The 24,104-nt window shown below is 71.1% G+C and carries 23 protein-coding genes and 1 pseudogene; 14 read left to right on the forward strand and 10 right to left on the reverse strand.

What is annotated here, in order from left to right; genetic code table 11:
• Nucleotides 1-39: 39 nt before the first annotated feature.
• Both ACXKR8_RS33105 and ACXKR8_RS33110 read left to right on the forward strand, forming a co-directional pair.
• Nucleotides 40-606: an ATP-binding protein gene (locus ACXKR8_RS33105; RefSeq protein WP_458268250.1), complete on the forward strand. Its 567-nt coding sequence runs from the start codon at nt 40-42 to the stop codon at nt 604-606.
• Nucleotides 607-661: 55 nt separating this feature from the next.
• A complete protein-coding gene (locus ACXKR8_RS33110; RefSeq protein WP_458268251.1) occupies nt 662-1,258 on the forward strand; it encodes a GNAT family N-acetyltransferase in 597 nt (198 codons plus the stop codon).
• On the opposite strand, the gene ACXKR8_RS33115 is transcribed toward ACXKR8_RS33110, so the two are convergent.
• Nucleotides 1,241-1,636: a MazG-like family protein gene (locus ACXKR8_RS33115; protein WP_458268252.1), complete on the reverse strand. Its 396-nt coding sequence runs from the start codon at nt 1,634-1,636 to the stop codon at nt 1,241-1,243. The genes ACXKR8_RS33110 and ACXKR8_RS33115 overlap by 18 nt on opposite strands.
• A 130-nt stretch (nt 1,637-1,766) precedes the next feature.
• Between ACXKR8_RS33115 and ACXKR8_RS33120 the strand changes: the two genes are divergently transcribed.
• Entirely contained in the window at nt 1,767-1,937 is a 171-nt protein-coding gene (locus ACXKR8_RS33120) for a hydrophobic protein (protein ID WP_458268253.1), read from the forward strand.
• Between the two features lie 110 nt (nt 1,938-2,047).
• Here ACXKR8_RS33120 and ACXKR8_RS33125 read toward each other — a convergent pair whose 3' ends face one another.
• On the reverse strand, nt 2,048-3,154 hold the full coding sequence (locus ACXKR8_RS33125) for a DegT/DnrJ/EryC1/StrS family aminotransferase (RefSeq protein ID WP_458268254.1): 1,107 nt from the start codon (nt 3,152-3,154) through the stop codon (nt 2,048-2,050).
• Between the two features lie 343 nt (nt 3,155-3,497).
• Here ACXKR8_RS33125 and ACXKR8_RS33130 point away from each other — a divergent pair, with 343 nt between their 5' ends.
• From ACXKR8_RS33130 to ACXKR8_RS33170, 9 genes are all read left to right on the forward strand, one after another.
• On the forward strand, nt 3,498-4,703 hold the full coding sequence (locus ACXKR8_RS33130) for a radical SAM protein (RefSeq protein ID WP_458268255.1): 1,206 nt from the start codon (nt 3,498-3,500) through the stop codon (nt 4,701-4,703).
• Nucleotides 4,687-6,888: a DegT/DnrJ/EryC1/StrS family aminotransferase gene (locus ACXKR8_RS33135; RefSeq protein ID WP_458268256.1), complete on the forward strand. Its 2,202-nt coding sequence runs from the start codon at nt 4,687-4,689 to the stop codon at nt 6,886-6,888. The genes ACXKR8_RS33130 and ACXKR8_RS33135 overlap by 17 nt, the downstream gene beginning before the upstream one ends.
• Nucleotides 6,885-8,249: a hypothetical protein gene (locus ACXKR8_RS33140; protein WP_458268257.1), complete on the forward strand. Its 1,365-nt coding sequence runs from the start codon at nt 6,885-6,887 to the stop codon at nt 8,247-8,249. The genes ACXKR8_RS33135 and ACXKR8_RS33140 overlap by 4 nt, the downstream gene beginning before the upstream one ends.
• The gene (locus tag ACXKR8_RS33145) at nt 8,246-9,355 is read left to right on the forward strand and encodes a hypothetical protein (RefSeq protein WP_462099943.1); all 1,110 of its coding nucleotides are present in this window, start codon (nt 8,246-8,248) and stop codon (nt 9,353-9,355) included. Before ACXKR8_RS33140 ends, ACXKR8_RS33145 begins: the two co-directional genes overlap by 4 nt.
• A gap of 95 nt (nt 9,356-9,450) precedes the next feature.
• A complete protein-coding gene (locus tag ACXKR8_RS33150) occupies nt 9,451-10,242 on the forward strand; it encodes a phytanoyl-CoA dioxygenase family protein (RefSeq protein ID WP_458268259.1) in 792 nt (263 codons plus the stop codon).
• A 72-nt stretch (nt 10,243-10,314) separates the two neighbouring features.
• The gene (locus tag ACXKR8_RS33155; RefSeq protein ID WP_458275144.1) at nt 10,315-11,592 is read left to right on the forward strand and encodes a galactosyltransferase-related protein; all 1,278 of its coding nucleotides are present in this window, start codon (nt 10,315-10,317) and stop codon (nt 11,590-11,592) included.
• Nucleotides 11,589-12,968 carry an MFS transporter gene (locus ACXKR8_RS33160; RefSeq protein WP_458268260.1) on the forward strand — a complete coding sequence of 460 codons (1,380 nt, stop codon included), beginning with the start codon at nt 11,589-11,591 and terminating at the stop codon, nt 12,966-12,968. Before ACXKR8_RS33155 ends, ACXKR8_RS33160 begins: the two co-directional genes overlap by 4 nt.
• Entirely contained in the window at nt 12,965-13,957 is a 993-nt protein-coding gene (locus tag ACXKR8_RS33165; RefSeq protein ID WP_458268261.1) for a zinc-dependent alcohol dehydrogenase, read from the forward strand. Before ACXKR8_RS33160 ends, ACXKR8_RS33165 begins: the two co-directional genes overlap by 4 nt.
• Nucleotides 13,957-14,715 carry a PIG-L family deacetylase gene (locus ACXKR8_RS33170; protein WP_458268262.1) on the forward strand — a complete coding sequence of 253 codons (759 nt, stop codon included), beginning with the start codon at nt 13,957-13,959 and terminating at the stop codon, nt 14,713-14,715. Before ACXKR8_RS33165 ends, ACXKR8_RS33170 begins: the two co-directional genes overlap by 1 nt.
• A gap of 27 nt (nt 14,716-14,742) precedes the next feature.
• Here the strand turns inward: ACXKR8_RS33170 and ACXKR8_RS33175 are convergent, their stop codons facing one another.
• Nucleotides 14,743-15,711, reverse strand: a complete 969-nt coding sequence (locus tag ACXKR8_RS33175; protein WP_458275145.1) for an aldo/keto reductase — start codon at nt 15,709-15,711, stop codon at nt 14,743-14,745.
• Nucleotides 15,712-15,919: 208 nt separating this feature from the next.
• Here ACXKR8_RS33175 and ACXKR8_RS33180 point away from each other — a divergent pair, with 208 nt between their 5' ends.
• A complete protein-coding gene (locus ACXKR8_RS33180; RefSeq protein ID WP_458268263.1) occupies nt 15,920-16,738 on the forward strand; it encodes an HAD family hydrolase in 819 nt (272 codons plus the stop codon).
• A 66-nt stretch (nt 16,739-16,804) separates the two neighbouring features.
• Here ACXKR8_RS33180 and ACXKR8_RS33185 read toward each other — a convergent pair whose 3' ends face one another.
• The 5 genes from ACXKR8_RS33185 to ACXKR8_RS33205 form a co-directional block, all read right to left on the reverse strand.
• Complete coding sequence (locus ACXKR8_RS33185) at nt 16,805-17,458, reverse strand: glyoxalase (RefSeq protein ID WP_458268264.1); 654 nt, start codon at nt 17,456-17,458, stop codon at nt 16,805-16,807.
• Between the two features lie 5 nt (nt 17,459-17,463).
• Nucleotides 17,464-17,946 carry a helix-turn-helix transcriptional regulator gene (locus tag ACXKR8_RS33190; RefSeq protein WP_458268265.1) on the reverse strand — a complete coding sequence of 161 codons (483 nt, stop codon included), beginning with the start codon at nt 17,944-17,946 and terminating at the stop codon, nt 17,464-17,466.
• Nucleotides 17,946-18,356 carry a VOC family protein gene (locus ACXKR8_RS33195; protein WP_458268266.1) on the reverse strand — a complete coding sequence of 137 codons (411 nt, stop codon included), beginning with the start codon at nt 18,354-18,356 and terminating at the stop codon, nt 17,946-17,948. The genes ACXKR8_RS33190 and ACXKR8_RS33195 overlap by 1 nt, the downstream gene beginning before the upstream one ends.
• 63 nt (nt 18,357-18,419) lie before the next feature.
• Nucleotides 18,420-19,235, reverse strand: a complete 816-nt coding sequence (locus tag ACXKR8_RS33200) for a class I SAM-dependent methyltransferase (RefSeq protein ID WP_458268267.1) — start codon at nt 19,233-19,235, stop codon at nt 18,420-18,422.
• A gap of 332 nt (nt 19,236-19,567) precedes the next feature.
• Nucleotides 19,568-20,968 carry an IS1380 family transposase gene (locus ACXKR8_RS33205; RefSeq protein WP_458266600.1) on the reverse strand — a complete coding sequence of 467 codons (1,401 nt, stop codon included), beginning with the start codon at nt 20,966-20,968 and terminating at the stop codon, nt 19,568-19,570.
• Nucleotides 20,969-21,289: 321 nt separating this feature from the next.
• Here ACXKR8_RS33205 and ACXKR8_RS33210 point away from each other — a divergent pair, with 321 nt between their 5' ends.
• Entirely contained in the window at nt 21,290-22,009 is a 720-nt protein-coding gene (locus tag ACXKR8_RS33210; protein ID WP_458268268.1) for an SMI1/KNR4 family protein, read from the forward strand.
• A gap of 507 nt (nt 22,010-22,516) precedes the next feature.
• Here ACXKR8_RS33210 and ACXKR8_RS33215 read toward each other — a convergent pair.
• Nucleotides 22,517-22,675 (reverse strand): annotated as a pseudogene (locus ACXKR8_RS33215) (type II toxin-antitoxin system Phd/YefM family antitoxin); the annotation flags it as partial.
• Nucleotides 22,675-24,042 carry an L-serine ammonia-lyase gene (locus ACXKR8_RS33220; protein WP_458268269.1) on the reverse strand — a complete coding sequence of 456 codons (1,368 nt, stop codon included), beginning with the start codon at nt 24,040-24,042 and terminating at the stop codon, nt 22,675-22,677. The pseudogene ACXKR8_RS33215 and the gene ACXKR8_RS33220, both read right to left, overlap by 1 nt.
• Between the last annotated feature and the right edge of the window lie 62 nt (nt 24,043-24,104).

Consider the following 24,104-nt stretch of genomic DNA (forward strand, 5'->3'; position numbering starts at 1 on the left):
GTGCTCCCCAAGTGACCGCAGAGTCGCGATGATAAGGACATGGCGGCACGGGGCAAGGCAGAGCGACATCAGCTGGCGACGGGCGGAGGTGCCTCAGGCACCCTCGCGGAGCCCGTCGGTCCGGACGAGTGGCTCGATCTCTGGCCGGAGGAACTCGCCGACCTCGCCGTCACCGCGTCGGAACTCGATCTCGCCCTCGTCGGTCTGCTCACCGACCCGCTGACCGACGAGGTGCGGTTACCCGCCGGGCCCGACTCCTCGGCGAGGGCCCGCCGCCTCACCCGGTCCGTCCTGGAGTCCTGGGGACTGGGCGGCCTGGGTGAGGTGGCGGAGCAACTGGTATCCGAACTGGTGGCCAATGTGGTCCGGCACACCGGCGGACGCTCCTTCGGGCTGCGGGTGTCCCGCCGTCAGGGGGGAGTGCGGTTCGAGGTTCGCGACCCCTCGCGCGCCCTGCCCTGCCTGATCATCGGCGACCCGGACGACGACTCCGGGCGCGGCCTGCAGCTGGTCAACCTGCTCTCCGACCGCTGGGGCGCCGACCTGATGTCCCGCGGCAAGTCGGTGTGGTTCGAACTTCGCGGCCGGGAAATGCCCACGGGCTGACGGGGCTTCGGCCCGCCCATTGGGCTCAGGCCCGCCCAGAGGGCAGGATCACGATATGACGACTCCTCACACCGTTCCGGCGCCCCCGTTCCGCCTGGCCGGCCACGGCCTGGTGCTGCGCGACTGGACGGACGAGGACCTCCCCGCGATGGCCGCCCTCTTCGACGATCCGGACGTCGCCCGCTGGACCCCGCTGACCGACGCCGAAGCCGCCAAGCAGTACCTGCTCCGCGGCCGCGAGGCCCGCGTCGCCGGGCGCCGGCTGCAGCTCGCGGTCACCCTGGACGGCGAGGTGCCGCTCGGCGAGGTGGTGCTGATGCTCCGGGAGGAGGAGGGCGAGATCGAACTCGGCTACCTGGTCGGCGCCCTCTACCGCGGCCAGGGCCTCTCCGTCCGCGCGGTCCGGCTGCTCACCGGCTACGCCTACGAGTCCCTCGCCGCCCACCGGATCATCCTCCGGATCGCCCCGGCCAACGCGCCGAGCATCGCCGTCGCCCGCGCCGCCGGCTTCCGACTCGCGGACGAGCCGCCGGTGGTGATCCACGACCCGGACGGCGTCGAGATCACCCTGGTGGTCTGGGAGCACCCGGGCTCCGACACCCTGGCCCCGGGGGCGCCGGAGTCGGACGGACCGTCACCCCTGCGCCGTTGACTCCTCCGCCGTCTCCGCCACGGCTGTCTCTGCCGCGGCCGTCTCCGCCACCGTCGTCTCTGTCACCGCCAGCGACCGCACCGCGATCCGCTCCAGCTTGTCCGCGAACAGCTGCCGCGCCTCGGGGTTGATCCGGGTCAGCGCCACCATCGCGGTCACGATGACATCGCAGAGCTCCTCCTGGACATCGCCCCAGGTGTGCGAGTAACCCTTGCGCGGGTTCTGCCCGGTGGCCCCGATCACCGCCTCGGCGACCTCCCCGGCCTCCTCAGTGATCTTGAGGATCTGCAGGATCGTCCTGGTCTCCTCCGGCAGGTCGCTGTTCCGGTCGAGCCAGGCAACCAGACGGTCCACGGTGTTCCAGGCGCTGTCGTCCACGCCGGTCAGGCTACCGGCATCCTGTGCCGAGCCGGTCCGGGAACCTTTAACCCGCCCATATCACCGCAGCTCAGAACGACTGTTTACGCTGTTCGAGTGAGGGCAGACGCGGTTCAGGAGAGTGATAACTATGGGTCCCGTCCTTCTTGTTCTGCTTCTCGCCCTGATCCTCGGCGGCGCCGGCTTCGCCATCCACATCCTGTGGTGGATCGCCATCGTCGTCCTGGTTCTCTGGGCACTGGGCTTTGTCTTCCGCGGCGCCGGCTCCGGCGGCAGCCGGGGTCGCTGGTACCGATGGTGACCACCCTCACCTGAGGCACCACCCTGCTTCACCGATGCGCCGCCCACTCCGATGGTGTGCGGCGCATCGCCATGTCCGGACGGGCCGGCCGACCGGCCCCAGGAGTGCTGTCAGGCACGGTCCCTGACGAAGTCGAGGATCAGCTCGCTGATGTGGTCGACCTCGCTGTCGGTGAGTTCCGGGAAGACCGGGAGCGACAGCACCTGCCCCACCAGCGCGGCCGCGTTGGGCGCAGGCTCGGAGCGCAGCGGGTAGTCGGCGAAGCCCGGCTGCTGGTGCAGCAGGTAGGGGTAGCAGACCATCGCGGTGACACCGTTGGCGAGCAGGTGCCGGTGCAGGTCGTCCCGGTCGGCGACCCTGATCGTGTACTTGTGGTAGACGTGCGCCTCGGGCTTGTGCGGCGGCGGCGCCAGGACCGGTGAACCCGCGAAGTTGTCGCGGTAGCGCTGCGCCAGCTCCCTCCGCCGACTGATCCAGCCGTCCAGATAGGGCAGTTTGACGTCCAGCAGCAGGGCTTCGAACGGGTTGATCCTGCTGTTCAGGCCGAGCCAGTCGTGTCGGAAGGAGCCGTCGGACCCGTAGGAGCGCAGATAGCGGATCCGCTCCGCCAGCGCGTCGTCGTCGGTCAGTACCGCGCCCGCGTTGGACTGGCAGCTGAGGTGCTTGGTCCAGTTGAAGCTCACCGCCGCCACCTGGCCGGTCCGGCCCACCAGCCGGCCGCCGTCGCGGCTGCCGAGCGCCTGGGCGCAGTCCTCGACCAGGGCGATGCCATGGCGCTCGGCGAGCTCGGCGAGCGGAACCGTCTCCAATGCCTCGCCGAACAGATGGACCGCCACGATGGCGACGGTGCGGTCGGTGATCGCCTCGGCGACCCGCTGAATGTCCATCAGGAAACTGTCCGGTGCGGTGTCGACCAGCACCGGGGTGAATCCCGCGCGGATGATCGCGGCCGGGGTCGCATAGAAGCCGAAATCACAGGTGATCACCTCGCCGCCGAGGGGCAGCCCGAGGCTGGTGAGGGCGATGGTCACCGCGTCCGTGCCGGAGGCGACGCCGACGGCGTGGGCCAGGCCGCCATAGGCGGCGAGGGAATTCTCGAACGTCGACATGCTGCGTGCGGCGGCGTCGTCGTCGGCCGGGTCGAATCCGCGCAGCGCCCGGTCGATCTCCCCGGCCAGGGCGGCGTGCTGGCGACTGTTGGAATGGAATGGGATCACTGGCACGCCATCCTTATGAATGCGGACGCCATTTCCGGAAGGGGAATTTCCCGACCCGAAAGAACACGTCCAGTAAAGACCAGGGGGAGCGTTCCCCGCAAGCATCGGACGAAGCAGTCGTTGCCCCCAAATGCCTTGCAAAGGGGGCAAGATGGGGATTGTCCCCACTGCTTCCCGAATTGTACAAAAATACCCATTGGCGACATTATTGGCGCCGGGACTCCCTTGACCGCAAGCTCTGGTTAGGGTACTTTCCTAGGCAGGAATTCGATATATCCCGACGCAATCCGTGGTCCATCGCCTGTAGATCCCGTTCTGGTGCATTCCGAATCGAGGAGCAAGCATGGCAAAATCAGATCCCGTCAAGATCTACGATATCGCCCGGCCGGGGAATCGCAAGGAACTCCCCGTCGTGCAGCTGGACGAAGCGCACGCGCCGAACAAGATGCTCGCCCATCCCGACCTTGTCCGGAGTTTTGCCGCGGGTGGCACCTTCCGGCCGATCCATATGCGGATCGGCATCATGAGCGCCTGCAACATGCGGTGCAACTTCTGCAACTTCCATTCGCCCAACGAAGAGAACTTCTACGATCTCTTCTCCTTCAAGGACGCCATCCCGACCGACAAGGCGATTCGTCTGATGCGCGAGTTCGCGCAGACCGGCGGACGGGCGGTCACCTTCTGCGGCAGCGGCGAGTGCACCATCCACCCCGGCTACACCGCGATCTGCGACGCCGCCCACGATGCCGGGCTGCGCATCGGGCTGATCACCAATGGCTCGCGGCTGGGCCATGAGGCGATCGCCGACTGCATCGCGCGCACCCACACCTGGGTCAGGATCGGGCTGAACGCGGGCAGCGAGGAGAACTTCAACCGCATCACCCGGGACCGTGACCACACCTTCGCCTCGTTCGGGGACACCCCCCGACGGCTGCGCGACACGGCGGTGGACCCGGAGTTCCGGGTCGGCTTCAACTTCGTGATCACTGCGGAGAACTACCACGAGATCCGGCCGGCCGCCGAGCTCGCCGCCCGTTCCGGCGCCCACTACGTACGGTTCGAGCCGGAGTTCTACTCCGCCCTGGGCCACCGGACCGTCGAGGACGTGCTGGCCGAGGTCTCGGCCGCGCTGGTGGACGTCGCGGAACTGGGCACCGCGGACTTCGAGGTCTCCGTGCCCAAGCTGGACCGCGGGCCGATGGACCAGGTGGAGGAGGTGGAGGGCGACTTCGAGCAGTGCCACTACAGCCGGTTCGTCACCGCCGTCGACGCGGACGGAAACCTGTACCCGTGCCCGCAGGTCCACCTCAACAGCCGCTATCTGATCGGCAATGTGCTGGAGGACGGCTACGAGCAGGTGCTGGAGGGCGGCAAGCGCGCCGCCTGGGAGGCGTCCAACCCGAGCCGCACCGACCTCTGCAAGTCCTGCTTCTACCGGCCGCAGAACGAGCTGCTGGAATGGCTGCGCCGGGGAAACGTGCAGCTGGACGAAGCGCTGGCCGCCTATGCCGTCGAGATTCCACGGACCCTGCATGCCGACTTCGTCTGACCGCACGCCGGACGCGCCGTCCGGGAGCGGCTTCGCGCTCTTCGCCGACGCCGGGCCCAGGTTGCATCCGCGGCCCGGGCGTCCTGAGGACTTCCCGCTCTGGCGGGGGCGCGTCCGCACCGCCGTACGCAGGCTGGCCGCGGCGGAGCCGGTGGACGGTCCGCCGGTGTCGTCCCGGCTGACGTCGAGCAGTACGGCCGACGGGCTGGTGCGCGAGCACTACGTCCTCGACGCGGGTGACGAATCGTCAGGCAGTGTCCAGTTCGGACGGCGGCCGTTCCGGGTGGTGCTGGTCCGTCCGGAGCAGCAGCGCGAGCCGCTTCCTGCCGTGGTGGTCTGCCCCGGCCGCAACGCCGTGGTCGACCAGGTCACCGGAGCCGAGGCCCCTGATCACCCGGATCGCGATATCGCCGCGCGCTTCGCGGCCGCCGGGTTCATGTCCCTCACCCTCGACTACGGCCTGTCCGGTCAGCTCGATCCGGCGCGGCTGCACGGACGGGACGAGGCCGCCGTCCTGGCGCATCTGCATGCCGCGGCGGGACGCCCGCTGCTCGGCCTGCTGGCTCGCCGGGCGCTGACCGCGCTGACCTGGCTGGAGGACCAGCCGACCGTCGAGCGCGGTCGGGTCGCCCTGTTCGGACACAGCCTGGGCGGGGCTGTCGCCCTGCATGCCGCGCTGGCGGCCGATCGTCCGATTCCGCTGTGCACCGCCAGTCACCTGGGCAGTTACCAAGTGCTCGGCTACGGGCACCCGGCGGGCCTGCTGCCCGGTATCGCCAGGCACGCGGACCTGCCGGACCTGTACGGCGCCCTGGCCCCGGCCCCGCTCCAGCTCCAGTTCGGGCTGCGGGACGTCGAACTCGACCCGGCGGACTCCGCCACCGCCGGGGAGACGGTGGCCGACCTCTACCGGGCGGCCGGGGCGGCGGGCGGGGTCGAGGTGCTCGGTCTGCCGATGGGGCACGGCACTTCGGTCGCCGACGCCCTCGCCTTCTGCGCCCGGACCCTGGCCGGCGGGGCCGAAGGGGCCGGCGGGGTTGAAGGGGCCGAGGAGGCCGTACCCGCACCGGTGCCGCCGATCCGGGTGGTGTTCAGCACCGCGATGCGCGAGCAGGTCGCCGACACCGTCGAGGAGATCCTCGGTTCCGGGACGCTCACGCTGGGGTCCACGGTGGCCGCCTTCGAGGCGGAACTCGGACCCTGGGTCGGCGGGACCGCCGTCGCGGTCGACTCCGGCTCCGCCGCGCTGGAACTGGCGATGCGTCATATCGGAGTAGTGGGACGCGTGGTGCTGACCCCGGTCAACACCTTCTATGCGACCGCCGCCGCCGCGCTGCGGGCGGGCGCGACCGTCGACTTCGTGGATCTGGAGCCCGAGGGCCTGGGCCTGGACCTGGCGTCGCTCCAGGAGCGGCTCGACCTGCACGGCTCGGCGGTGGCCGCGGTGGTGGCGATGCACACCGGGGGCATCGTCGCGCCCTCGCTGCTGGACGTCGTGGAGGTCTGCCGGGCCCGTGGCATACCGGTGATCGAGGACGCGGCGCATGCCTTCGGCAGCGCGCTGCACGGGCGTCGCGCGGGGTCGATCGGGGACTACGGCGCGTTCTCCTTCTATCCGACCAAGGTGCTGACCTCGGCGGAGGGCGGGGCGGTCACCGCGCGCTCGCCGGAGCACTTCGACGCCTTCCGCAGGCTCCGCGACCACGGCCGGACCCGTCCCGGCGCCACCACCCACGACTGCCTGGGCAGCAACTGGCGGTTGAGCGAGGTGCACGCCGCGGTCGGACTGGCCCAGCTCCGGGTCTTCGCCGAGCGCACGGCGGAGCGGGAACGGATCGCGGCCCGCTACGACGAGCAGTTGGCCGACCTTCCCGGGCTGCGGGTGCTGCCGGTCCCGGCCGGGTCGTCCACCACCTGGTACAAGTACCTGGCCGAACTCGCCGAGGACGTGGACCGGGCGGCACTGAAGGCACGGCTGCGGGCGGGCCACGGGGTGGCGCTGGCGGGAGAGGTCTACGACCTGCTGCTGACCGACCAGCCGATCTTCGCGGACCTCCGGGCGGGCCGCCGCTTCCCGCAGGCCGAGCGGTTCGCCGCCCGCCATGTCTGCCTGCCGGTGTACGCCGGACTCACCGGGCCGGAACAGGACCGGATCGTCTCCGCGCTGCGCAAGGAGCTGGGATGACCGGCGCGGGGCTGCTGGGGGCCGGAACCGGGGTCGGAACCGGGGCCGGAACGGTGGCGGTGAGCCTCCCGGCCCGGACCGTGCCGCTGCTGCGGCTCGGCGACTGGTACGCCTCGCTGGACTCCGCGCCGCCGCCCGCACCAGGACTGCCCGCGCTGTCACTGGCCCCGGAGATCCTGGTCCGGGCCGACGCCCGGCGGCTGCGGGCGACCAGCACGGTGCGGCCACCGGAACCGGCGGCGCGGATCGCCCTGCTGCGGCGGGCCCTGCGGCGGTTCGCCGGGGGCACGGTGGAGTGCGGCGGGCTCGGTCCGCAGAGCGCCGGGCAGTTCCGCGAGCTGCTGCGCCGGGCGGACGGGCTGCCGGGGGCGCTGGTCGACCGCTGGTGTGCGCTGCTGGCAACCGAACTGGACGCGCTGGTCGCCGCGCCCGCCGGGGTCGTCGCCGAGGACAGCGCCCCGGACGGCGCCGGCGACGGCCTGCGGATCGGGTTGGTCGCCCTGCCCGGCAACACCTTCACCTGCCTGGTCGCGGTACTGGAGACGGCGCTGTCCGGTAGCGCGGTATGGGTCCGACCGAGCAGCCGCGAGGCGTTCTCCGCGCTGCGGCTGCTGTCCGCGCTGCGGCAGGAGGGCTGGCCCGCTCCGCTGCTCGGGTTCTATCCGTGCACCCAGCAGGTCCTGCCCACCCTGATCAAGGTGACGGACCATCAGATCATTTATGGCGGTGCCGAGGTGTGCGCACGGCTGGGCGGCGTCCCGAGCGCCGAGACCCGTGGTCCGCTGCGGGTCTGCGCGGTGGTCCCAGCCGGTGCTGAACCCGAGGCGGCGGCCGCCTGGTTGGCACCGCTGGTCGCCTCCGACGCGGGCCGGTTCTGCACAGCTGTCCGGGCGGTGCTGTGCCTCGGCGAGGCGGACCCGGTCGCCGAGGCCCTGGCCCGGCTGCTGGACGCGATCCCGTTCTCGCCCGCCGACCCGGACCTGCCGCTCGCCGACTTCCCCGACCCGGCCCGGGCCGCGGCCCTGGCCGAGGCACTGACCAGCAGGATCGGCGCCGGCGACCGCACCGTCACCGTCCGTCCACTGCTCAGCAGCGACGCGAGCGCGACCGGGACCGCACGGCTGGCCCCCACCGTGGTCCGACTCGCTGAGCCGCCGAGCCCGGCCGCCCCGCTGAGCCCGGCCGCCCGGCCGCGCGCCGTAGCCCCGGCCTGGGGCGACCCCGCCCTGCTCGGTTTCGAAGCACCGTTCCCGCTGGCCACGGTGCTGCGGGTGACCCCCGGGCAGGCCGCCGCGTTGACAGCGGGCGCGGACCTGGTGCACCACCTGCCGACCCAGGCCATGGAAGGAGCCCGAGGATGACCAGCGCCCCGCCCGCCACGGCCGTGCTCACCCTGATGCGCCGGGACGTGCCCGAACTCGACGTCGATCTGGACGAGTGGACCCGCCGGATGATGCGGTGGCACTTCTCCGCGGAGACCGGCGCTCCGCTGTGGCTCGACCAGCGCGAGACGCTCGGCTTCGACCCGCTGCGCGACATCGAGGGCTTTGCGGACCTCCGGCGGTTCGGCCCCTTCGACAAGGAACGGCTGCGCCGGGCGCCGGTGCGCGACCTGCTGCCCGCGCGCTACACCGGCCGGCCGTTCCAGGTGTTCGAGACCGGCGGCAGCAGCGGTCCGCCGTGCCGGATCGTCAATGTCACGCACATGGCCGACGACGTGCGGATGTACGCGGCGATGCTCGAGGCCCGCGGCATCGCCGGGCTCGACGTGGTGGCGATGACCCCCGGCGGGCCGCACGACTACGGGCACTTCGTCCAGGCGCTCGCGGACAGCTGGTGCGGTGCGGTGGGCACGGTGGATTTTGATCCGCGCTGGGTCAAGGAGGAGCTGCGGACCGGCGGCGAACCCGACGGCTATGTCGCCCATCTGGTGCGGCAGACCGGCCGGTTGCTGGAACGGTCCGAGGCCGGGCTGCTCTTCGCCACCACCAAGCTCCTGCTGGAGCTGGCCGCGCGGCTCGACCGGCCGCTCGCGGACTACGGGATCCGGGGGGCCTGCACCGGCGGCACCTCCGGCACCCCGGAGGAGGAGCGGTTTCTGCGCGAGGAGTTCCTGGTCGGCGTGCAGTGGATCGACACCTACGGGAACACCCTGGTCGGGCACGCCCTGCAGGCCGACCAGGCCGACCAGGTCGATCCAGGGCTCCCGCGCGCCTACCACCTGGCGCCGCCGTTCGGCCGGATCCGGGTCGCGGAACCCGACGACTGGACGCGGGACGTGCCCTACGGCGAACGCGGCCGCGTGGTCACCACCACCCTGCTCGCCGATCTGTTCATCCCCAACCTGATCGAGCGGGACAGTGCGGTCCGGACGCCACCGCACCCCTGGTTCCCCTGGGACGGGGTGAGCGGAGTGGCGCCGCTCGGCGCCCTCGACGTCGCCGACGCCGTCGAAGGCGTCTACTGACCCCCGACCGCCTGCCCCGTCCTTCGAAGGAAGTGATCGACGTGCCCAGCTCGAACGGTGTCCCGATCGAGTTCAGTAGCCGATTCTTCGAGCCCATGCGCGACAGCACGGAACAGCTCGACGAACCGGGGCAGTTGCGTGAACGCTATGCGGCGGACGGCTACCTCCTGCTGCGCGGGGTGCTCGACCCGGCCGAGGTCCGACGGGTTCGGGCCGCGTACTTCTCGCTGTTCCCCGCGGACTACTTCAAGCCGGGAACCGATCCCGCCGACGGGGTCTACTCCGGCCACAGCGCGGTTCCGCTGCTCTCGCACGGGGTGGCCGGCCACCCCGCCCACGCCTTCGTCCGCGGCGCGACCTATGCCCGGCTGGTGGGCTCGCCCCGACTCGCCGAGATCGCCGGGATCCTGCTCGGCGGGCCGGCCGGGCTGGTGCCGCGCAAGGTGCTGCGGCACTTCGACCTGGCGTCCAAGCAGGCGTCGCGGGCTCATGTCGACCGGGCCTACCACAGCTCCAGCGACCTGGTGACGACCTGGATCCCGCTGGGGGACTGCCCGTTGGAGCGAGGCGGGTTGATCTACCTGTCCGGCTCGCACCGGCTGGGCCCGGCGGACCGGGCCGTCTCGCAACGGGTCACCGACCGCCCGTACGACCTGCGGCCGATCAGCCACGACCTCGCCTGGACCGCCCGCACCATGGGCGGCCGCTGGCTGTGGACCGACTTCAGGGCCGGGGACATAGCGGTCCACTGCCCCGACCTGGTGCACGCCTCGCTGGACACCACCACCGAGACCTCCCGGCTGTCGACCGACCTCCGCTTCCAGCGCCCCGACGAGCCGATCGACCCCCGCTGGACGGTGGACTGGTCCGCCGACGACGGAGCCTGAGCCGCCCCGGCCGCCCCCCTGACCCGCCCCTTCCTCTTCTCTCCCATCCCACCAGGAGTCGTCTTGCCGTTCGTGCCGCCCGCCGACGGTCTGCCCGCCCTTGCGGAACGACTGGCCGCACACGTCTATCTGAGCACCTCACCGGATGTGCCGCTGAGCGCGGTCGACTACTGGGGCCTGAGCTTCACCGCCTACCGCCGGGTGCACGCCCGGGTGGGCGAGCTGGTCGCCGGGGTGCCGGAGGCTGAGAAGATCCTCCAGGAGTTGGAGCGGGAGCCGGGCGACGTGGCGGCGCACCGGGCCCTGACCGCTCAGCTGGTCCGGCTGCTCCAGGAGCAGCCGGACCTCGCGACCGAGGCGGCCGCACTGGTGGCGTCGGCCGACGAGCAGATCTGGATCGACTACTGGCTCGGCTCGGCCCATGCCGTGGACCGGCAGCCGCAGAGCTATGATCGCGCCCGGATCGAGGCGCTGCCCCGGCCTGCCGTGCCCGAGCCGGCGGCCACCGGCTCCGAGCCGCCGCGGATCCATGTGGTGATCCCGTTCCGCGACCCGGACCTCGGCCCGCGCACCCGCAACCTGTTGGCCTGCCTGCGCTCCCTGCGGGACCAGGACCCGGCCGGCGGCGTCCTGGTGACCGTGGTCGAGACCGATCTGGCGCCGCGCGTGGAGACCCTGGTGGGCCCGTACACGGACCGCTATGTGTTCGCCCACAAGGACGGACGGTTCAACAAGTCATGGGCGGTGAACGTCGGGCTGCGGGCCGGCGGTCCGCCCGGTGCGCCGGGCACCCCGGTGCTCACCTGCGTCCTGGACGCGGACATCCTGGTCGAGCGCGACTATCTGGCGTCCAACGCGGACCGGATCGAACTCGGTTCCCATGAAGCACATCTGACGTACCAGCGGATGTTCTCGATGGACGCCGCCTCCACCGACCTGGCCATCCACCGGCGGCTGGTCGACGGTGCGCCCACGGTCGGGATGGAACTGCTGCGCGGGCTGCTGCTGCGGGACACCCCCGGTGGATCCCTGTGGGCCAGGACCGAGGTGCTGCACCGGATCGGCGGCTTCGACGAGCGCTTCGAGGGGTGGGGCGGCGAGGACGACGATGTGATCGCCAGGCTCACCCGGCAGGCCTCGTTCACCGTCTTCGGTGATCCGCTGCTGCACCTGAACCACCCCCGGCCGGCGATGACCCACGACGACGGACGGGCGCTGAACGGACACCTGCTGGACCAGCACCTCGGGGCCGGCGCCTGGACCGGTGCCGAGGGTTACGGCGACGCCGACCGGTTCGCACCCCGGGCGCCCGCCCCGGGCCGGGCCCAGTCCGCCGGAAGCCCGGGATGAGCCCGGAACCGCTGCCCCCCGGCCCGGCCGAACCGCCGCTGTCCGAGCGGCGCCTCGGCCGGGCCAGGCTCGCCGTCCTCGGCGTGTTCTTCTCGGTCGGCCTGGTGCTGTCGGCCTGGTTCACCCAGATCCCGCAGTTCAAGTCCTCGCTGGGGCTGAGCGACGGCCGGCTCGGTGTCGCGCTGCTGTGTCCGGCGATCGGGGCCCTGGTCTCGATGCAGGTCGCCGGGCGGCTGGCGCGCAGGCACGGCAGCGCCTCCCTGGTGAGGTGGTCGCTGCCGGCCCTGGCGGCCGCCATGCCGCTGCTCGGCGCGAGCCGGGGCTTCCTCTCGCTGGCCGCCGCCCTGCTGGTGTTCGGGCTGGTGGACGGGGTGCTCGACGTCTCCATGAACGCGCATGCGGTGGCCGTGGAGACCGCGCTCGGACGTCCGGTGCTGCAGGGCATGCACGCCGCGTTCAGCCTGGGCACGATCGTCGGTGCGGTGTCCGGCGCGGCGGCGATCTGGGGGCAGCTCTCCACCCTGGTCTACCTGTCCGGGGTGGGGGTCGGCGCGGCCCTGGTGTGGGCCCGGGCCGCGCCCTGGCTGCTGCCGCCGTCGGCGGACCGCGAACCGGCCCCGACCGACGGGCCGGCCCCGACCGACCAGCCGGGCGCGGGGTCGGGCGCCGGGTCGGGCGCCGCGCCAGGAGGCCGTGGACGGAAGCTCCGTACCACCGGGTGGAGCCGCTATGTGATCGTTCTCGGCCTGCTCGGCGCGGGCTGCCTGCTGGCCGAAGGCGCGGCGGAGACCTGGGGGTCGGTGTTCCTGCGCGACCAGCGGCACGCGGCTCCGGCCCTGGCCTCGGCCGCCTACCTGGTGTTCACCGTGGCCCAGCTCGGCGGCCGGATGGCCGGGGACCGGCTGCACCTGCGGCTGGGATCGGTACGGCTGGTCCGCTGGGGTGCGCTGGTGGCAGCTGTCGGCCTGGGCGTCGAACTGCTGGCTCCGCAGCTCGCGCTGGTGATCGTCGGGATCGTGGTGTACAGCCTGGGCCTGTCCGTGCTGGTGCCGGTGGTGTTCGGCGCGGTGGGTCACAGCAGCGCCGCCGACCACGGTGCGGCGGGCACCACCGAGGCGGTCGCCCGCTTCACCACGCTCAGCTATCTCGGCTATCTGCTGGGCCCGGCGTCGATCGGCTGGCTCGCCCAACTCACCGGGCTGACCTGGGCGTTGTCAGCGGTGCTGCTGGTGCTCGGGGCGGTCCTGCTGCTGGCGCCGCGGACCAAGGACGCACTGCCGCCCACCCTGCTCACGGACTCCGCCAACGACACTGACGCCGGGTCGGTGCCGGCCGCGGCGTCCTCCCTGGCCCCGACGGAAGGTGCTGCGCCATGAGACGGTACGAACTGGCCGGACGACGAAACCTGGTGCTCGACAAGGACGCCGAGGTACCGGCGCCCGGTCCCGGCGAGGTCCTGGTCCGGGTCGGCGCGGCCACCATCTGCAACCGCAGCGACCTGGTCTACTACCACTACCTCGGCCGACGGGACCACTGCGCGCAGGGCTTCTTCGGCCATGAGATCGCCGGGACCGTCGAGTCCGTGGGCGCGGGCGTCACCGCGACGGCACCGGGGCGCAGGGTCTTTCTGCGTGCGCCGCTCAGCGGCGGGTTCGCGGACTTCGCGCTGGCCAGGGAGATCTCCGTCGGTCGGCTGCCGGACGCGGTCCCCTTCGAACACGGTGCGATCCTGCAACTGCTGCCCCTGGCCGTGCATGCCACGCGCGGTGTGCGGCTCGGCGACAGGGTGGCCGTCATCGGCCAGGGGCCGGTGGGGCTGATGGCGCTTCAGGTGGCCCTTCTCCGCGGAGCGTCCGAGGTCGTGGTCGCCGACCTCGACCCCTGGCGGCTGGAGCGGTCCACCCTGCTCGGCGCACACCGGACGGTGCGAACGGACGACAACGCGCGTACCGACTGGAGCGCGCTCGGCGGCGGCTTCGACGTCGCCGTCGACGCGGTCGGGACCCCGCACACCGCCAACGCCTGCGTCGAACTGGTCCGGCACCACGGGCTGGTGGTGTTCCTCGGCACCCACCATGTGGACACCCGCGTCACCTTCGACCTGGTCGCCTGGGAGAAGAAGGGCCTGCGGCTGCACACCGCGGCCGAGGCCACCGACCCGGACCGGGTCGCGGCGATGACGGTGGCCGAACGGCTGGTGCCGGTGATCGCGCTGGAGCCGCTGCTCAGCGAGGTCTATCCGTTGGAGCGGCTGCCCGAGGCCATCGAGCGGCTGTCCGCCAGCAGCGTGCTCGACCCGGCCGACCGCCCCCGGGCGCAGGCCGGGCCGCCGCCGCGGACCCTGAAGCTGGCCATCGTCCCGTGATGCGAGGAGCAGCCGCCGCCGTGCACACCGTGATCACCTCCCCGCACCTGGACGACGCGGCCCTGTCCGCCAGCGCCGAACTCGGCAAGGGCGGGGCCACCGTGGTGACCGTGTTCGCAGGCCTTCCCCCGGTCGACCGGCCGGCCACCTGGTGGGACCGGCTGACCGGTGCGACCGGGGGGTCGCGGGCCCGGCAGCTGGAACGGCTCGCGGAGGACAGCGAGGCGCTGCGACTGCTCGGCGCGAAGAGCGTCCACCTCGACCAGTTGGAGGAACTGCACCGGGACGGGCCACCGGAGTTGGACGCCATCGCCGCCCAACTGGCCGACCACTACGCCGGCGCCGACGGGATCTGGCTCCCGGCCGGCATCGGCGGGCACCAGGATCATGTGCTCACCCGCGACGCCGGTCTGCGCGCGGCGGCCGCGACCGGGCACCGGGAGGTGGTGCTGTACGCGGACTTCCCCTATGTGATCTCCTACGGCTGGCCCGCGGCGGTGAGCGGGACGGCCGAGCCCCTGCTCGACGCCGACTTCTGGCTGGCCGACCAGATCGAGGCGACCGGTCTCGACCCGGCCGCGCTGACCCCGATGGCGGTGACCCTGGACGCGGCACAGCGTGTCCTCAAGGCCCGGGTCGCCGCCGCGTACCGCACGCAGGCCCCGGCGCTCGGGATCGGTCCGCGCGCGCTGGCGGCCGACCCGTCGAAGTTCGACCATGAGCTGGCCTGGCGGACGGCCGTCCCGACGGCGGCCTGACGCTGTCGTCGGGAGGCGCGGTTGTGGCTACCAGCGGGCGTGCACCTGGGGCCGGATCAGCTCGTCGTACACCTCGCGCACCGTGGCGAGGGCGCTGTCGGACAACGGGGCGAGGTCCGCCGCGGCGGCGTTCGCGACGACCTGTTCCGGGTTGCGTGCCCCGGGGATCACCACGCTCACCCCCGGCTGGTCCAGCAGCCAGCGCAGCGCGAACTGCGCCATGGTGGCCGACCCCGGAACCAGCGGCGCCAACCGGCGCACCGCCTCCAGTCCGCTGTCGAAGTCGACCCCGGAGAAGGTCTCACCGATGTCGAAGGCCTGGCCATGCCGGTTGTAGGTACGGTGATCCGACGCGTCGAAGGTGGTCGTCCGCTCGTACCGGCCCGCCAACAGCCCGCTGGCCAGCGGCAGTCGGACGATGACGCCCACGCCGGCCTGCAGCGCCGCAGGCAGCACCTGCTCCAAGGGCTTGAGCCGGAACGCGTTGACGATGATCTGGATCGCCGCGACCCCGGGCCGGGCGATGGCGCTGAGGGCCTGGTCGCAGGTCTCCACACTGCACCCGTAGGCGGCGACGCGCTTCTCGGCCACCAGCGCGTCCAGGGCGTCGAACACGGCGTCGGAGTGGAACACCTCCTCCGGCGGGGTGTGCAGCTGCACCAGATCCAGCGTGTCCACGCCCAGGTAGGAACGCGAACGGTCGGTCCAGGTACGGAAGTTGTCGAGGGTGAACAGCTCCAGGCGGGGCGGCAGGCGGCGCCCCATCTTGGTGGCCACGGTCACCTCGACATCGGTCCGTTCGGCGAGCACCTTGCCGATCAGCTGCTCACTGCGACCATCGCCGTACATGTCGGCCGTGTCGATGAAGTCGATCCCGGCGTCCAGTGCCGCGTGCAGCGTGGCGAGGGCCTGTGCCTCGCTGATCTGCCCCCAGTCCGAACCGAGTTGCCATGCTCCCAACCCGACCACGCCGACGTCGCGCGCTGCCCGCTGCATGCGTTGATGAATCACGGTGCGGAATATACGCACGGATCCCGCAGGGGCGCCAGACCGGCACAGGGGCGGACTGCTCCGAGGCGTTGCCTTGACACTGCCCGGCGAACCCCTGACCATCATGCGTTAGGAAACTTTCCCAACAAATAATTCGATCCCGCACTCAGCCCCGGAACGCCCCGCCCGGACCAGAGCGAAGGTACGGCCTGCCATGACTCCCACGACACCCCGGCTGATCGCCACCGACCTGGACGGCACGATCATCCGCAGCGACGGGTCCGTCTCCGCCCGTACGGTCGCCGCCTTCGCCCGCGCCGAACGGGCCGGGGCGCAGGTCGTCTTCGTCACCGGCAGGCCACCCGGTCAGATGGCCGACATCGTGGCGGCGTTCGGCGCGAACGGCACCGCGATCTGCTCCAACGGCGCCATCGTCCTGGACCTGGGCACCGGCCGGGTCACGGCGGAGCGTCCGATCGCCGGCGCGGAGCTGACGAAGGCGGCCGAGCTGCTTCGGCTCCATGCGCCCGGCATCGGGCTGGCCGTCGAGTACGCCGACGGACTGGCCGGCGACCCGTCCTACGTACCGGACGACTGGGACGGTGACGTGACGATCCAACGGGTCACCGACGCCACCCTGTTCGGCCGACCGGGGCCCAAACTGCTGGGCCGCCACCCGGAGTTGTCGGCGGACGCGCTGCTCGCGCTGGTCAAGCCGGTGCTGGACGGTCTGGTCACCGTCTACCACTCCAACGGGCCGCGGCTGATCGAAGTCAGCGCCGCCGGGGTGGACAAGGCCTCCACCCTGACCGACCTGGCCCGTCGCCGGGGCATCGACCCGGCCGAGGTCATCGCCTTCGGCGACATGCCGAACGACCTGCCGATGCTGTCCTGGGCGGGAGTCTCCTACGGCATGTCGAACGCCCACCCGGACGTGCTGGCAGCCGTCGACCATGTGATCGGGCACCATGACGAGGACAGTGTCTCCCTCGTCCTCGAAGCCCTCTTCCCGGACCGGGACCACGCTCGCTGACCCCTGCTGCGATGAGTCCGCGCCGTGGGAGCAGTCTGCCCTGACGTCAGCGGCGCGAGGCCCGCGTCAACTCCTGGGCGCGCTTCCCGTGCCGGGCTGGATCAGGACGTTCTCGGAGGCGGCCTCCCAGCCGAACCCGTCCGGGTCGGTGAAGGAGCCGGCGTCGCTGCCGATCGCGAGCCGGTGCGAGCCGGTGCCGTCGACGGGGACGCCGACGTCCTTGGCGGCGGCGCGCCGACCGTACAGCGCCAGCTTGACCGCGCTCGACCCGGCGGCGAACTCGACGTACTTGCGACCGAAGCTCTTCGCCACGGTGAGGCCGTGGTCGACGTAGAACCGCTTGGTCGCGAGCACGTCCGAGGCTCCCAGCAGGAGGACGAATTCGTCGATCTTGAGGGTCGCCGGTCCTGAGTCCTTCTTGGCCGAGGTCGCGACCTTCCAGATCGTCCCGTCCGGGGCCTGGACCACGCCGCCGTAGCCCCAGAAGGACTTGGCGGCGGGCTTCAGCGAGGTGGCGCCGGCGTCGAGGGCGGCGCCGATGAGGCCGTTGACGTCGCCCGGCTGGGACACCGTGAGCGCCAGCGCGAACCCGCGGAAGCCGGTGGTCGGCGCCTCCGAGGCCCGCAGCCGCAGCCGGGAGCCCAGACCGAAGGCGGTGTAGAAGCGGTCGGCGGCCGTGGGGTCGGCCACCTCGAGGGTGATGGATTCGATGGAAGTCATGACAGTCACGCTAGTTGCGGCTGGGGTGCCGGCGCTTCTCGATTCCTGACCGGTCTGGTCACCTGTTTCGCGACGCAGGACGGCATCCCGGCCGCAGTACCCGTCACCCCTGCGGCACCCGCCGTGCGGCGCTGGTAGACGCTGGGCGGCAGGCCGACCAGCTCGGTGACGCGGGTGCTGAAGGTGCCCAGCGAGGAGCAGCCGACCGCGAAGCAGACCTCGGTGACGCTGAGGTCGCCGCGGCGCAGCAGCGCCATCGCGCGCTCGATCCGCCGCGTCATCAGATAGGCGTACGGCGCCTCGCCGTAGGCGAGCCGGAACTGGCGGCTGAGGTGCCCGGCCGACATGTTCGCGCCCCGGGCCAGCGCCTCCACGTTCAGCGGCTGCGCGTACTCCCGGTCGATCCGGTCCCGGACCCGGCGCAGCCGCACGAGGTCCTTCCGGCGCTGCTCCGCGGTGAGCGCGTGCCCCCATGCGGTCCGGCACATCAGCGGAGCTCCTGGATGCGGACCAGGTTCCCGGCCGGGTCGCGGAAGGCGCAGTCGCGGATGCCGTAGGGCTGCTCGGTCGGCTCCTGGACCACCTCGGCGTTCCCGGCCTGCACCTTCTCGAAGACGCCGTCGAGGTCGGGGGTGGCCAGCAGGATCCAGCCGTAGGTGCCCTTGGCCATCATCTCGAGGATGGTGCGGCGCTCGTCCTCGGTGATCCCGGGGTCGGCGGCGGCCGGCGCCAGCAGGATGGAGGTGCTGGGCTGGCCGACCGGGCCGACCGTGATCCAGCGCATCTTGCCCTGTCCGACGTCGGTGCGGACCTCGAAGCCGAGGGCGTCGCGGTAGAAGGCCACCGAGGCGTCGGGGTCGTCGTGCGGGAGGAAGCTGGTGTGAATGGTGATGTCCATGGCCGTCACGTTAGCTGCGGCCCGCTGCTCCCGCTTCTCGATTCCTGATCCGTCGACGGGCTCCTACGTCGGCATCGCCGTGACGCACAGGAATGCAGCCGGGATGGACACGCTGTCCGGGCGACCGCTGGTGTTCTGACTCTCGATCAACTCCGCCAGTTCCGTGGACAGCTCGGCGGCGCGACCGCTCTTTTCCGCGGCCTCGAACGCACCCATCGTCGGGCCGTAGTAGAGCCGGAACAGATCAACGAAGTCCGAGGGGGGCACCGGGAGCTGGAAACAATAGATTTCCCGGGTGAACGACAGGTTTTCCTTCAGAACCCCTGCGCCGACGAAACGGTCGACCACGTTCTCCTCGACACCCCAGGTCATCGGGCTGACGAAGCCCTCCGGCGGCGGCGGCGAATATGTGCTGCTGATCTTCAGAATCTGTGCCACCAGGGTGGGGTCATCAGGAATCCAGTTCCCCATGACGATTCTCCCGCCAGGTCGGGTCACCCGCACCAGCTCCTTGGCCACATCGAAGGGCCTTGGTGCAAACATGGCACCGAAGATGCTGACGACCAGGTCGAAGCCGCCATCCGGAATTCCCTCCAGATTGCTGGCGTCACCCTCCTGGAAGCGGACATTGGGGAGGCCCGCCTCCTTGGCGCGCCGGTTTCCCGCATCGACCAGATTGCGGGCGATGTCGACCCCCACGACATCCGCCCCGAGTCTCGCCGCCGGAATGGCGGTCGTGCCGTCGCCGCAGCCGACATCCAGGACCTTCAGGCCTGCGGCGATGCCGAGCGCGGCAACCAGGACTTCCCCGCTCTCCCGCATGGAGGCGGAGATGCGGGTGAAATCACCTTTCTCCCAGAGCTCTTTGTTCGGATTCATCTGATCCACCTTTCACCGGTTGCTGCAAGCGTTTCGCGGATTCGTCGGAGCAGAGCGCTTCGATTCAATATCGCGAGCTTGAATACTCAGCCTAACGGCGCGCTGGACATATGCATGAGTAGTCAGTACTCAACCCGAATCCACCGGCTGATCATTTCGGGGTTGCTCTCCTGCCCGTGGACGGTCGGCCGCTGGGGGCAACAGGTTGAGGGTGTGCGGTAGCCGCCGTGCGCGGGTCGCGGCCTGTCCGAGGGGTTGTGCGGGGTCGGGAGCGGTTGGTGGCGCTGTCGCCGGTGGCCGTCGGGCCGTCGCGGTGCGGGATCTTGTGGCGGTCAGGCCGCCGGGCGCGGCGGTGGGGAGTGGACGGCCTCGAACAGGGCGGTGAAGGCGTCGCGCCAGGGCCAGTGCTCGGGCAGATGCACCGTCAATTTGGTGCGCGCGGTGCGCGCGAGCCGGGCCGGGACGTGGACCAGGTGGGCGCGCAGGGTCGCTGTGGTGGCCTTGGCGTGGAAGACCGAGGTCAGCGCACCGGCGGCCCGCAGCAGGTTGTGCGACATCGCCCACAGGGTCAGCCACGCGGCGTTGGCCTGGAAGTTCCCGGACGGCAGGTGGGCCAGAGGCCCGGACTTCCCGTCCGCGATCACCTGCTCCACCACGGCGTGCTGCCGGTGGTGCAGTTCCGCCTGCAGCACCGCGAAGGAGCTGTCGGTGAAGACGGGGTGGTAACGCCAGGCGGTGAACAACTCGCCCTGACCCTGGGCCACTTCGGCGTTCAATCGGCGGACCCGGCGCACGATCAGCCGGGCGGTGACGTGCTCGGACTTCCTTCGGCCGGTGAAGGCGGTGTAGGGGATCTCGGCGACCTCGGCGTCGGAGACCATCTCGCCGGTGTCGGGGTCGACGAAGGCGTCCGGGTAGCGGATCGCCGTCCAGGACTCCTGCGGGATGCGGGAGATCGCGCCCGCGATGGAGGGGTTCATGCCGGTGGTCAGGGAGAATCGGGCGCCGGCCCGGCGGCAGGCGGCGACCACGTCGGCGGTGTAGAACTTGCTGTCCGCGCGGACCAGGCGGATCCCGGTGCCGCCGGTCTCCTTCGCTATGGCCAGGGCCTCGCTCACGAAGCTCTCGGCTCCGCGGACGTCGGCGGCCTTGCCGCGGCGCAGGCGGACCGCGCCGATCACGGGCCGGGCGATCGGGGTGGACAGGGTGGCCAGGATCGGGTGCAGGGTGCGCTGGCCCTTGAGGCGGCCGACCTGCGCGCCCTGCTTGGCGTGGCCGTACACGCGGCGGTGGGTGGGGTCGATGTCGATGAACATCAGTGTGTCGGCGCCGGGCAGCAGTGGGGTGCTGCGGGCCAGTCGGGCCAGGAAGTCGCGGTGAACGCGGTGGAGCTGGCGGTTGTGGCCGTGGGTGAAGGAGCGCAGGAAGGTGCCCAGGGTGGAGGGCGCGCGGACCGAGGTGAAGGCGCGGTCCATCGCGCCGTGCCGCAGCCGCGCCGCGTCGTCGATGCTGTCCGCGCCCGCGCACATCGCGCTGATCAGCGACATCACTTTGGCGGCCGGGTTGGCTCCGCCGCTGTTGTCGGCGCCCTCGATGCGGAGCGCGGACGCGGCCAGTTGCCGCAGGCCGGCCCGCTCGGCCAGCCGGACCAGCGACAGCAGCCCGGCATCGGCGATCAGGTTCGGCTCGTCGAAGACGGCGGAAACCGCTGTGGCGGCATGGCAGGATTGCATCTCGCGGATGTTCTCTCGTTCTGGCGACTTGGTTCTGTAGGAAGTCCCATCGTCCCAGGTCAGAGGGCATCCGCGTCGTTATGTCCAGGCCTCGGACAGGTCATTCATCGGTGGATTCGGGCTCAATACTCACCACCCCCGGACGATCGCTGCGGCGGCTGCTACTGAAGTTGAACTGGTGATGTCGGGCATCCGGGGCGCCGGCGGAACCATGGCGGTCTGTGATCGTCAGGGAGCGCGAACGGGCTGGGCCCGCGCTGGTCGGGCCGCCGCAGAGCGCTGTGCGAGGGAGTGTCGGGGGCGGGGGCTAGGGTCTGCGCCATGACGCAGACGTTCGATGTTCGTAGAGGCCTGGAGCATGCACGCGCGGACCGCGAGGCCGCATGGCGGTTCGTCCGCGACTTCACGCACGCCTGGGCAGAGCCGCTCACCGACGGCGACGGCTTCACCGAGGAGGACCTCGCAGCAGCGGAGGAGCGTCTCGGCCTAGGCCTGCCTACAGCCCTCGGCGAGTTGTACCGGCTACTCGGACGGCGCCAGGATCTGACGAGCAACCACGATCGGCTGCTGCGCCCGGATCAGCTCTCCATCGACTCCCGTGGCCAGGCGCTGGTGTTCCGTGAGGAGAACCAGGGTGCCTGCTCCTGGGGTGTACTGCTCAAGGATCTGGACCAGGCTGATCCTGGGGTTCATGTGCTGACGGACCTGGCCGACCGGCAGGCCCAGCAGTGGGAGCCGTGGATGGAACACCTGTCGTGGATGGCCGTCGAAATGGTGCTGGCGGAGTCCCTGCACGCACCGCAGCACCTGAGCGACTTCCTGTACGAGCCCGACCCCGAATACACGCGGATCCTCGAAGAGAACTGCGAACAGCTGCCGTTTCCGGCCTATCCGGCCCGGGGTTTCGAGGGCACCCGCTGGTTCCTCGGCGCAGACGTGCTGCTGCGGGATGAAGAGGGCTGCGTGCCTGTGAGGGCACGGACCGAGGAAGCGTTGGAAGCAGTCAGAGCCCTGCTTCCGGGGGACTGGCTCAACGGATAGTCCATCTGCCCGCGTGCTGTTGGGAAGGCCCGGCTACTGAACGTGAATAGTGTGGCGTCGGGGAACGGTGAGCATCGTGATGCCCCACCCTGGCCCCCTGGGCTTCGCAGCTCACTGCACGACCGTGGCCGGGCAGGAGAATCAGGACTCCAGCGAGGCTATCGCCGGGCCCTCTCGGCTTCGGTCAAGCCGCCACCCTGCGGATGCCTCACCGTTCCAGAACTACCGACTCCACCTGCGCACTGTCCGGCAAACAGCCCGACACCACCCGATCAAGTTCAGTAGCGATCGTGCGGAAAGCGCGGGGCGGGTGACTGGTACGACGGTCAGGAGAGTCTCCGAGCCCTCTTCGTTCCGCCGGACCTCATGCGGTCCGGCGGACAGCTCAGCCAAGGCGATCGCGCTGATGGCCATCTCGACGGGGAGTTCGGCCGCCGCGATGGCGCGGAGCGCACCCGACATCTCCCTGAATGCCTTCCGGGCGGATCAGGACGCCACGGCCGCCGCCCGGGGAACGAAGCGCCTGCGGCGCTTCAGCGGGATCAACTCCCCGATCCGGTGGCCGTCACGGGTCACGGTGAACGACTGGCCGGCCTCGACGGCATCCATGATCTCTCTCGATCTGCTGCGCAGATCCCGCTGCGTGATCTCCGGTTGCGCTGTCATCAGCACTCGATGACGTTGACCGCCAGCCCGCCGCGCGAGGTCTCCTTGTACTTGACCTTCATGTCTGCGCCGGTCTCCTTCATGGTCTTGATGGCCTTGTCCAGTGAGACATGGTGCTTGCCGTCGCCGCGGAGCGACATGCGGGCGGCGGTGATGGCCTTGACCGCGCCCATGCCATTGCGTTCGATGCAGGGGATCTGGACCAGGCCGCCGACCGGGTCGCAGGTGAGGCCGAGGTTGTGCTCGATGCCGATCTCGGCGGCGTTCTCGACCTGTTCCGGGGTGCCGCCCAGCACCTCGGCGAGCCCGCCCGCGGCCATCGAGCAGGCGGAGCCCACCTCCCCCTGGCAGCCGACCTCGGCGCCGGAGATGGAGGCGTTCTCCTTGAAGAGCATGCCGATCGCCCCCGCCGTCAGCATGAAGCGGACGATGCCGTCGTCGTCCGCGCCCGGGATGAAGTTGATGTAGTAGTGCAGCACGGCCGGGATGATGCCGGCCGCCCCGTTGGTGGGGGCGGTGACGACCCTTCCGCCGGCGGCGTTCTCCTCGTTGACGGCCATCGCGTAGAGGGTGACCCACTCCATCGCGTTCGCCGGGCTGATCCCCTCGACCCGCAGCGCCCGCGAGGCCGGGGCGGCGCGGCGGCGGACCTTGAGGCCGCCGGGCAGGATGCCCTCGTGGTTCATGCCGGTGCGGACGCACTCCTGCATCACCCGCCAGATCTCCAGCAGCCCGGCCCTGATCTCGCTCTCCTCGCGCCAGGCCTTCTCGTTCTCCAGCATCAGCGAGGAGACCGAGAGCCCGGTCTCCGACGCCCAGCGCAGCAGGTCGGCGCCGGTGCGGAAGGGGTACTTCAGCACGGTGTCGTCCGGCTTCACCCGGTCCGCGCCGAGGGCGTCCTCGTCCACCACGAAGCCGCCGCCGACCGAGTAGTAGGTCTTCTCCAGCACCGGAAGGCCGGCCGCGTCATAGGCGCAGAGGGTCATCCCGTTCGCGTGGTAGGGCAGTGACCTGCGGCGGTGCAGGATCAGCTGGCTGTCGACGTCGAAGTCGATCTCCTGGGCGCCGAGCAGCCGCAGCCGCTTCTCGGTCCTGATCCTGGCCACGTCGACGTCGGCCTGGACGATGTCCACGGTCCGCGGCGAGTTGCCCTCCAGGCCGAGCAGCACCGCCTTCGGGGTGCCGTGGCCGTGCCCGGTCGCGCCGAGCGAGCCGAACAGCTCGGCCCGGACCGCGGTGGTCTGCGCCAGCAGGCTCTCGGATTTCAGCCGTCGCGCGAACATCCGGGCCGCGCGCATCGGGCCGACGGTGTGCGAGCTGGACGGCCCGATGCCGATGGAGAAGAGATCGAAGACGCTGATGGCCACGGGGACGCCCTTGTCGTGTGGAGGGTGCGGTGAGTGGTGGGGTACATGCGGCGGGGCACCGC

It is taken from the genome of Streptacidiphilus sp. PAMC 29251 (assembly GCF_054208735.2).